Origin of the sequence: Shewanella sp. S1-58-MNA-CIBAN-0166 (assembly GCF_040310085.1) — a bacterium.
GTDB lineage: Bacteria > Pseudomonadota > Gammaproteobacteria > Enterobacterales > Shewanellaceae > Shewanella.
Window position 1 is genome coordinate 1 of the sequence record NZ_JBEOPN010000144.1, and the last position, 270, is coordinate 270.

At 27.0% G+C, this 270-nt stretch carries 1 protein-coding gene; it reads left to right on the forward strand.

Annotated features, from left to right (window positions below):
* Positions 1–270, forward strand: a 270-nt coding sequence (locus AAEY99_RS21460; RefSeq protein WP_351011981.1) for a hypothetical protein, incomplete at both ends; no start/stop codon positions are given.

Here is a 270-nt window from a genome sequence, read left to right on the forward strand (position 1 = left end):
TTGCTGTAGTGTGCTTAGCTACCTTGATTTCATTTCCTATCGTTTATTTTTATGGTGAAACTTTTTTATTATTAATTTTTTCTGATAAATTGTTAGGTGTTGAAGAGAATATAACATTAGTATTATGCGCTCTTTTTCCTACATTTATGCTGCTAACAATTAATCAATTGTTGCATAATTTATTAATGAGTAGAGCACAGGAAAGAAACATTGCAAAATTTGATATGATTTCATATACCCTTTCCTTAGTTTTAAAAGTTAGTTTAACTT